At 52.9% G+C, this 8,793-nt stretch carries 8 protein-coding genes and 1 pseudogene; all 9 read left to right on the forward strand.

The window, feature by feature from the left end; translation table 11 throughout:
• Nucleotides 1-364: histidinol dehydrogenase (locus tag QNK41_RS02535; protein WP_319253425.1), on the forward strand; the 364-nt coding region annotated here is incomplete at its 5' end.
• Between the two features lie 121 nt (nucleotides 365-485).
• Nucleotides 486-1,694: a DegT/DnrJ/EryC1/StrS family aminotransferase gene (locus QNK41_RS02540; protein WP_319253427.1), complete on the forward strand. Its 1,209-nt coding sequence runs from the start codon at nucleotides 486-488 to the stop codon at nucleotides 1,692-1,694.
• A 12-nt stretch (nucleotides 1,695-1,706) separates the two neighbouring features.
• On the forward strand, nucleotides 1,707-2,087 hold the full coding sequence (locus tag QNK41_RS02545) for a RidA family protein (protein WP_319253429.1): 381 nt from the start codon (nucleotides 1,707-1,709) through the stop codon (nucleotides 2,085-2,087).
• Between the two features lie 184 nt (nucleotides 2,088-2,271).
• Nucleotides 2,272-3,276, forward strand: a complete 1,005-nt coding sequence (locus QNK41_RS02550) for a D-cysteine desulfhydrase (RefSeq protein ID WP_319253431.1) — start codon at nucleotides 2,272-2,274, stop codon at nucleotides 3,274-3,276.
• Between the two features lie 87 nt (nucleotides 3,277-3,363).
• Nucleotides 3,364-4,080 carry an aspartate/glutamate racemase family protein gene (locus QNK41_RS02555; RefSeq protein ID WP_319253433.1) on the forward strand — a complete coding sequence of 239 codons (717 nt, stop codon included), beginning with the start codon at nucleotides 3,364-3,366 and terminating at the stop codon, nucleotides 4,078-4,080.
• A gap of 204 nt (nucleotides 4,081-4,284) precedes the next feature.
• Nucleotides 4,285-4,944 (forward strand): GntR family transcriptional regulator, encoded by a 660-nt coding sequence (locus tag QNK41_RS02560; RefSeq protein ID WP_319253435.1) that lies wholly within the window; start codon nucleotides 4,285-4,287, stop codon nucleotides 4,942-4,944.
• Nucleotides 4,945-5,211: 267 nt separating this feature from the next.
• Complete coding sequence (xsc, locus tag QNK41_RS02565; protein ID WP_319253437.1) at nucleotides 5,212-6,999, forward strand: sulfoacetaldehyde acetyltransferase; 1,788 nt, start codon at nucleotides 5,212-5,214, stop codon at nucleotides 6,997-6,999.
• A 68-nt stretch (nucleotides 7,000-7,067) separates the two neighbouring features.
• Complete coding sequence (locus tag QNK41_RS02570; RefSeq protein WP_319253439.1) at nucleotides 7,068-8,462, forward strand: aspartate aminotransferase family protein; 1,395 nt, start codon at nucleotides 7,068-7,070, stop codon at nucleotides 8,460-8,462.
• A 28-nt stretch (nucleotides 8,463-8,490) separates the two neighbouring features.
• Nucleotides 8,491-8,793, forward strand: a pseudogene (locus tag QNK41_RS02575) (alanine dehydrogenase); the annotation flags it as partial.

An 8,793-nucleotide genomic window follows, 5' to 3' on the forward strand; every position in this document is an offset into this window, starting at 1 on the left:
GCACGTTCAGATCATGGCGGAAGACCTGGACTGGTGGGTCAACAATCTCACCTCCTATGGCTCGTTGTTTCTTGGTGAAGGCAGCACGGTTCCCCATGGCGACAAATGCTCGGGCACCAATCACATCCTGCCCACCAAAAAAGCCGGTCACTATTCTGGCGGGCTTAACGTTATGAAATTCTTGAAAATATATACGTATCAAGAGATCAGCCAGGAAGCCAACAGAGTAATCAGCAGCGCGGCCTCCCGTCTGTCCAGGGTTGAGGGCATGGAAGGCCATGCCCGGGCATGCGACTGGCGGCTGAGGAAATACTTCCCCGAACAGGACTGGAAATTCGACGTTTACGAGCAGACCAAATATTGATAAACCCGTAAAAGGCCTTACTACCGACGGATTCCTAAGATATTGATCCGCACAGTTGTCGAATGAATCGGAATCAAAACGAGCCGGGTTTAAAAGCCATATATTCACGGGAGTATACAGGATGACTGAGACGGAAAAGAAACAGTTTACCAAAGATTTCACCCTTCAGGAACCGATCTGTGACGAGGGCATTGAAAAGGCGATTGAAATTTTAAAATCCGGCAAGCTTCACCGCTATAATGTCGAACCGGGCGAAAAAGGTGAAGCGGCACTCCTGGAAGAAGCGTTTGCCGCTTACATGGGTAAAAAATATTGTCTGGCCTGCGCGTCATGCGGGAGTGCCATGTATCTGGCCCTGAAGAGTGCCGGCGTCAAAGCAGGCGACAAGGTCCTGTGCAATGCATACACACTTGCGCCGGTCCCAGGAGCGATAGAAAACTCAGGTGCAGCCATCGAACTGGTAGATATTGTAGACGATTACACCATCGACCTCGATGACCTCGAAAAAAAGGCCAAGGCGCCCGACGTCCGCTGGTTCATGCTATCCCACATGCGCGGACACATCACCAATATGGACCGGCTCATGGAAATCTGCGCCGCCCATCACCTTGTCCTGATTGAAGATTGCGCCCACACCATGGGTGCCACCTGGGACGGGAAAAAGTCCGGCTCCTTTGGCGCGGCCGCCTGCTTCAGCACCCAGACCTACAAACACATGAATTCAGGAGAAGGGGGCCTGCTGGTCACCGACGACCCGGACCTGATTGCCCGCGCCATCATCTATTCGGGTTCGTACATGCTCTACGAACGCCATACGTCAAGGCCCGGTATGGACGTATTTGAGGGCATCAAAACCATGGTCCCCAATTATTCCAGCCGCATGGATAATCTTCGGGCAGCCATTTTGAGGCCCCAGCTCAACATATTGGACCATCAGTGCGCGCGGTGGAATAAACGCTACCGGCTATTGGAAAAGGGGTTGACAGAGATCGACAGCATTACCTGCCCCCCGCGGGATCCCCGCGAAAATTACGTCGGCAGCTCCATCCAGTTTTCCCTGAAGGGTCAAGATGAGAAAACCATCAAACAATTTCTCGCCGAGTGCATGAATCGGGGTGTCGAGCTCAAATGGTTCGGCAACAAGGAACCGGTGGGATTTACCAGTGCATATGAAAGCTGGCGATATTTTAGCAACCTGCCCGATCTGGCAAACACCAAACGCATCCTTGCCGTTATGTGTGATATGCGCATTCCGTTGACTTTCAGCGAGGATGACTGCCGGCTAATTTTGAAAATCATAAGCGATGTTTCAGCAAATATTTTGAAATGAGGAGAAACCAACATGTCTAAAAAAGCGATTCAAACGGATAGTGCCCCGGCTGCCATCGGTCCGTATTCCCAGGCCGTTGTTTCAGGCGGATTCCTGTTTACCTCCGGCCAGCTTCCCATCGACCCGGCAACCGGGAAAATACCGGAAGGCACCATCGAAGAAAAAGCCCACATTGTTTTCCGGAACCTTGCAGCCATTGCCAAGGAAGCCGGGACAAACTTGGACAATGCCGTCAAAACAACTGTCTATCTTGCCGACATCGGCAACTTTCAAGCCGTAAACAAGGTCTATGCCCAATACTTCAAAGAGCCGTATCCCGCACGCAGCGCATTCCAGGTGGCCGCACTGCCCTTGGGTGCGGAAATAGAAGTCGAAGCCATTTTTCAACTTTGACGGATTCGTAAAAAACCCGATATCTGCGTTACGCTTCATCCTTCGTCACTGCGGCGTACCGTAAGTACTCCTCATTCCTCAAGATTCGCAAGCCTTGATCTCGGGCTTTTTACGAATCCGTCGGAAATGTGACTTTTTACAAGTTTTTCAACTTTAGAGCCAAAACACAAAGAAAGGAAAACCGATGAATTTTACCAAATTTCCCAGGAGAAGTTACCTTCAGGGTCCGACCCCCATCGAGAGCATGCCATCCCTGAGCGAGGCCCTCGGCGGCGATGTCAACCTTTACATCAAACGGGACGATCTTCTTCCGGGATCCGGCGGCGGCAATAAGACCAGGAAGCTGGAGTTCTGCATCGCCGATGCGCTTGAAAAAGGTGCGGATGCCATCATCACCTGTGGTGCCGTACAATCCAACCACGCCAGACTCACGGCCGCATGGTCTGCCAAGGAAGGCCTTGATTGCCACCTCATTCTCGAAGAACGCGTCAAAGGTTCCTACAAGACGGATGCCAGCGGCAACAATTTTCTTTTCGAGCTGCTTGACGTAAAGAGCATCGCTGTCGTTGCAGGCGGTTCCGACATGATGGCCGAGATGAGCAAAAAGGCCGATGCGCTCGCGGCTGCCGGCAAGAAACCGTACATTATTCCCGGCGGCGCCTCCAATGCCATCGGCGCCATGGGATACGCGGTCTGTGCAGAAGAGACCATGGGACAGCTCAATGAGATGCGTCTTGCCATTGACCATATTATTGTCCCTTCAGGCTCTGCCGGGACCCACGCCGGAATGGCAGTGGGCATGGCCGGCGTCAACGGAGGAATCCCCATCAGCGGGGTCAATGTCTCCAGGCCGAAAGATGTTCAGGAAGAGATTGTTTACAAGCTATCCCAGGAATTAGCCGAAAAGCTCGGCGTAAAAAGCGGAATTGCCCGTGAAGATATTGTCTGTTTTGATCAGTACGTCGGTCCGGGCTACTCCCTGCCGACCGAGTCCATGGTCGAAGCCGTGAAACTCTTTGCCAGAACCGAAGCTGTTCTCCTTGACCCCGTCTATTCAGGCAAGGCAGCCGCCGGGTTGATCGACCTCGTGCGAAAGGGGCATTTTCCCGCCGGTTCCAATGTGCTGTTCCTGCACACCGGTGGATCGCCTGCCCTGTACGCCTATATGGATACATTCAGACAAGGTTAATTGTATGGGTCTTAGGATCAGTGCCGATAACGAGAGCCTCTGCTCGCAGCGGTTCTCGAGCCCAATCTCTCGGATGGCTGAAAGAAGATGACAGAAAAAAGAGAAAAAATCGTTGGAATTTTAGGGGGCATGGGCCCGGAAGCCACGGTCGATCTGATGCAGCGCATCATCCGCCTGACACCGGCACTGGACGATGCCGATCATATCCGCTGTATCGTGGACAATAACCCCAAGGTGCCATCCAGGATAAAGGCCATCATCGAGGGGGATGGCGAAGATCCCGGCCCTTGCATGGCGGATATGAGCCGACGGCTCGAATCCTGGGGGGCGGATTTTCTGGTGATTGCCTGCAATACCGCCCATTACTACTATGGTGCGGTTCAAGAAGCAGTCAACATCCCGGTGATCAACCTGATCGATCTGGTGGCCAGCCATGTGAAGGACAATTTTCCGAACCAGCGAAAAATCGGGATACTGGCTTCTCCGGCGGTTGCCATGACCGGGCTATATACGCAGCGTTTCAGCCGATTGGGCATCGAGGATGTATGGCCCGATCCTGATCATCAGGCGCAACTGTTAAGCGTCATCAAAGAGATTAAAAAAGGAAACATCGATGAAACCGTAAGGAATGACTATAAAAATGTGTATGAAAATTTAATGAGAAAAGGAGCAACTCTATTAATTATTGCCTGTACCGAACTCAGTGCTCTCGGTGGAAAGTTGCCCATCAAAGCTCTCGATGCAGCTGAGATTCTTGCCCTGGAGATCGTTCATGTGGCAAAAAACAGAAAAGAACCCCAATAGCCAATATTGCGCACGACTTATCGGAAGCATATGTAAACCACACCGTCTGGTAAGGTCAATCGTGGTGGATACTAAGATCGTAACATTTTGACAACCTATGTATTCATGATAAATGCATGCATTCTTAAAGATCTTTTAAAATATCTTCTAAGCGGTAGACAGATCAGCTAACCATCCGTCAGGTGATGAACAGGAGTTTCTAATTTGGCTGACAATAAATCTTACATGAAGTCCCTGAGAGCATATGAGAAGATAAGGGATATGATTCTCAGCGGTTTTAAGCTCCCCGGAACCCGTCTGGTCTTGTCTGAACTCGAAGCCGAGCTGGGCATCGGCCGCGGTCCTATACGAGAAGCCCTCATGCGCCTTGACCGATCCGGACTGGTTAAAAACATTCCATACAAAGGTGCCATTGTTGCCACGCCGCCAACCCAAAAAGAAATCCTTCATATTTATGATCTGCGGGCGGATTTAGAAGCCACACTCGCTGTTGAGGCCATCGACAACCTGGCTGATGCCGATATTCTCAAGCTTGAAGAACTACACGCGATGATGGAGGAAATTCCCCAGAATCACTATCAATTGGACAGACAGTTTCACTATGTTATTTTAAATGCATCCAACCTTCCCCACCTTTGCAGTATCGCCCAGGCACTGGTTCAGTCGGTCGAAAGCGTGCTGAATATATATCGGCGGGAGAGAGACCATTGCCTCAAGTTTAACAAGCAACACCGGGCAATTCTTGATGCACTTAAAAACAAAGATCCTGAAGCAGTCAAGACGACCTTCGAAGTCAATATAAGAAGCGGACTTGAAATTATTAAAGACACCTATAGCAAATTATTAAAAGTACCTTTCGGGTAGCTTGAACCGCACCTCCACCGGTTGATTGATTTGGTGATTGACGCCTCTGCCGACTATTCATTGATGCAACACACCACATAATCCTATTAGCTGTGTCCCTTTATTGACCGATTTATTCCGGGCTTTTGCATCTGCGACTGCCCAACACAGGATTACAAAAAACGTATATTGCCAAAATTGATCTTGACGCGCCTTCTGATATGTGATGTATCAGACATCAGAAGGTTGAGATGACACGACACATATTATAATTAGGAGGGTTTACCAATGGCGACAATCAAAATGACCACCGAAGAGGCCTTTATCAAAGTGCTCCAGATGCACGGCATCGAACATGCTTTCGGGATTATCGGCTCGGCGTTTATGCCGATATCCGACCTTTTCCCCAAAGCGGGGATCACTTTCTGGGATGTCGGACATGAAGGCAACGCCGGTATGATGGCGGATGGGTTCACCCGCACCTCCGGCAAGATGTCCATGATGATCGCCCAGAACGGCCCCGGCATCACCAACCTCGTGACTCCGGTGAAGACCGCTTACTGGAACCACACCCCGCTGCTGCTGGTGACTGCCCAGGCCGCCAACATGACCATGGGCCAGGGTGGCTTCCAGGAAGTCCCTCAGATGGCCGTGTTTGAAGAGATGGTTGCATACCAGGAAGAAGTGCTGCATCCCTCGCGCATCGCGGAAGTGCTCAACCGGGTCATCATTCAGGCCAAACAGGCATCGGCCCCGGCCCAGATCAATATTCCCCGTGATTTCTGGACCCAGGTCATTGAAATCAAAATGCCCGCCATCGTCGAGTTCGAGCGTCCTGCTGGCGGCGAGGAGGCCATCGCCCGCGCAGCAGCGCTTCTTTCCAAGGCCAAATTTCCCGTCATTCTGAACGGTGGCGGTGTTGTCATTGGCGGCGCCATCCAGGAAACCATTGCTTTGGCCGAACGGTTGGACGCACCGGTCTGCTGCGGCTACCAGCACAACGATGCCTTTCCAGGCAGCCATCCCCTGTTTGCCGGCCCGCTGGGTTACAACGGCTCGAAAGCCGGCATGGAGCTGATTTCCAAGGCCGACGTTGTCCTGGCTCTGGGTACCCGTTTGAACCCCTTCTCCACCCTGCCGGGCTACGGCATCGACTACTGGCCGACGGAAGCGGCAATCATCCAGGTCGATATGAACCCCAACCGAATCGGCCTGACCAAACCGGTCACCGTGGGCATTGCCGGTGACGCCAAAAAAGTGGCCACCGCCATTCTGGCGCAGCTTTCTCCCACTGCCGGTGACGAGGGCCGCGACACCCGCAAGGCCACCATCGCAAAGACCAAGGCCGACTGGGCCCAGGAACTGGCTACCATGGATCACGAAGAAGACGATCCCGGCACGACCTGGAACCAACGTGCCAAGGACAATGAGCCGGAAAAAATGACGGTCCGAATGGCATGGCAGGCCATCATCAAAGCCCTGCCCCAAAAGGCCATCATCTCTTCGGATATCGGCAACAACTGTGCCATCGGAAATGCGTATCCAACCTTCGAGGAGGGCCGCAAGTATCTGGCCCCGGGCATGTTCGGACCATGCGGCTACGGTTTTCCGGCCATCCTGGGCGCAAAAATCGCCAAACCCGACGTTCCGGTGGTTGGTTTTGCCGGTGACGGCGCCTTCGGGATCTCCATGAATGAAATGACGGCTTGTGGACGCGATGAGTGGCCCGCCATCACCATGATCATCTTCCGCAACTATCAGTGGGGGGCAGAAAAACGCAATACCACCTTATGGTATGATGACAACTTCGTGGGTACCGAGCTTGACACCAAGGTCTCCTACGCCGGCATCGCCAAAGCGTGCGGCATGGAAGGTGTCCAGGTCTCCAACCCGGATGATTTGACCGAACAGTTGAGTGCGGCCGTCAAAGCCCAGATGGAAGAAGGCAAGACCACCTTCATCGAGGTATTGAACAATAAGGAACTGGGTGAACCCTTCCGTCGCGATGCAATGAAAAAACCGGTTGCCGTAGCGGGTATCGACTCTGCCGACATGCGTCCCCAAAAAGGTGTGTAGGGCCGAAACCACATAAATTGAATGGAATGTTTCATTCGACTACTATTATTCCAATAAGGAGAAAAACCATGCAATCAACCGTCAATTGGAATGAATATGATACCGAAGAGATGGTTCGCGGCGACCGGGACTACCTGTGGCACCACATCAAGCCCCACAAAGTGTTTCAGTCTGCCGAGCAGATGATTATCGTCGAAGGCAAGGGCCTCAGGGTAACTGACATCAGGGGCAAAGAATACCTCGATGCTACGTCCGGGGGCGTTTGGAGCGTTATGGTGGGCCATGGCAGAGAGAGCATCGCCAAAGCCATTTACGACCAGCTCATAACCATGGGCTACTACGCCGGTGCGTTTGGCAATATTCCCACCATCAAATTTGCCGCCAAGCTGATCGAGCTGCTGCCGAACCTGGGAAAAGTCTTTTTTTCCAACAGCGGGTCCGAGGCCAATGAAAAAGCCTTTAAAATGGTCCGCCAGTTGTCTCACATCGATCCATCGCGCAAAGGCAAATACAAAATTCTCTTTCGGGATCGGGACTATCACGGGACGACCATCGGTGCCCTGAGCGCCACGGGACAACTGCAGCGCAAACAGGACTTCGGTCCGTTTGCCGACGGGTTTGCCGAGTTCCCCCACCCGCTTTGCTACCGCTGCCCCTTTGACAAGTCCTATCCGGGCTGCAACATCGATTGCGCCCGCAGCGTCGAAGATGTCATTCTCAAGGAAGGGCCGGACACCATCGGCGGCTGCATCGTGGAACCGATCACCGCCGGCGGCGGAATCATCGTTCCGGTTCCGGAGTATTATCCGATCCTCCAGGAGATCTGCAACCGTTACGGCATCTACCTGATCATGGACGAAGTGGTCTGCGGTTTCGGTCGTACCGGTAAATTCTGGGGCCTTGATCAGTATGATGTGGATCCGGACATGGTCACCATGGCCAAAGGACTGGCCAGTTCCTATATGCCGCTTTCCGCCACGGTCGTCCGTCAGGAGATCTTTGACAAGTTCCTCTGCGATCCAGCCGACCCCGAGGAAGGCATTAACTACTTTCGCGATATCAGCACCTATGGCGGCTGCGCCGGGGCCACTGTTGCCGCGCTGGAGAGCACGCGCATTATAGAAGAAGAGAACCTGGTGGAGAACAGCCGGGTGGTCGGTGAGTATATGTTGGAGAGCCTGCAGGCGCTATCCGATATGCCCCTGGTGGGCCATGTACGCGGCAAAGGCCTGTTCTGCGGCCTCGAGCTGGTCAAGGACAAGGCCACCAAGGAACCCATCACCGAAGCGGAAATGGGCCGAATCATGGGATTGGTTGCTGCCGAAGGTGTACTGATCGGCAGGACCAACAGCTCGCTGCCGGGCAACAACACGATAATGAATTTTGCACCTGCGTTGATCGCCACCAAAGCGGACATCGATGAGATCGTGGCGGCAGTGAAAAAAGCCATTGAGAAATTTTAACCACCAAACTACTGCAAGGGAGGACAAAATGATTGTCGGAATACTGAAAGAGATCAAGACGGAAGAGAACCGCGTGTGCATGACCCCTGCCGGTGTGGAAGTGATGATCCACAACGGGCACTCGGTGCTGGTGGAAAAAAATGCCGGTGGCGGCAGCGGCTTTTCCGATGAAGCCTATGTGAAAGCCGGGGCCAGGATGATCGACACCCCCAAGGAGATCTTCGATGCGGCGGACATGGTCATGCATGTCAAAGAACCGGTGCCTCCCGAGTACGATCTGATCCGCGAAGGCCAGATCGTCTTCACCTACCTGCACCTGGCCGCCGATCTG

Source organism: Desulfosarcina sp. (genome assembly GCF_033791525.1).
Taxonomy (GTDB): Bacteria; Desulfobacterota; Desulfobacteria; order Desulfobacterales; family Desulfosarcinaceae; genus Desulfosarcina.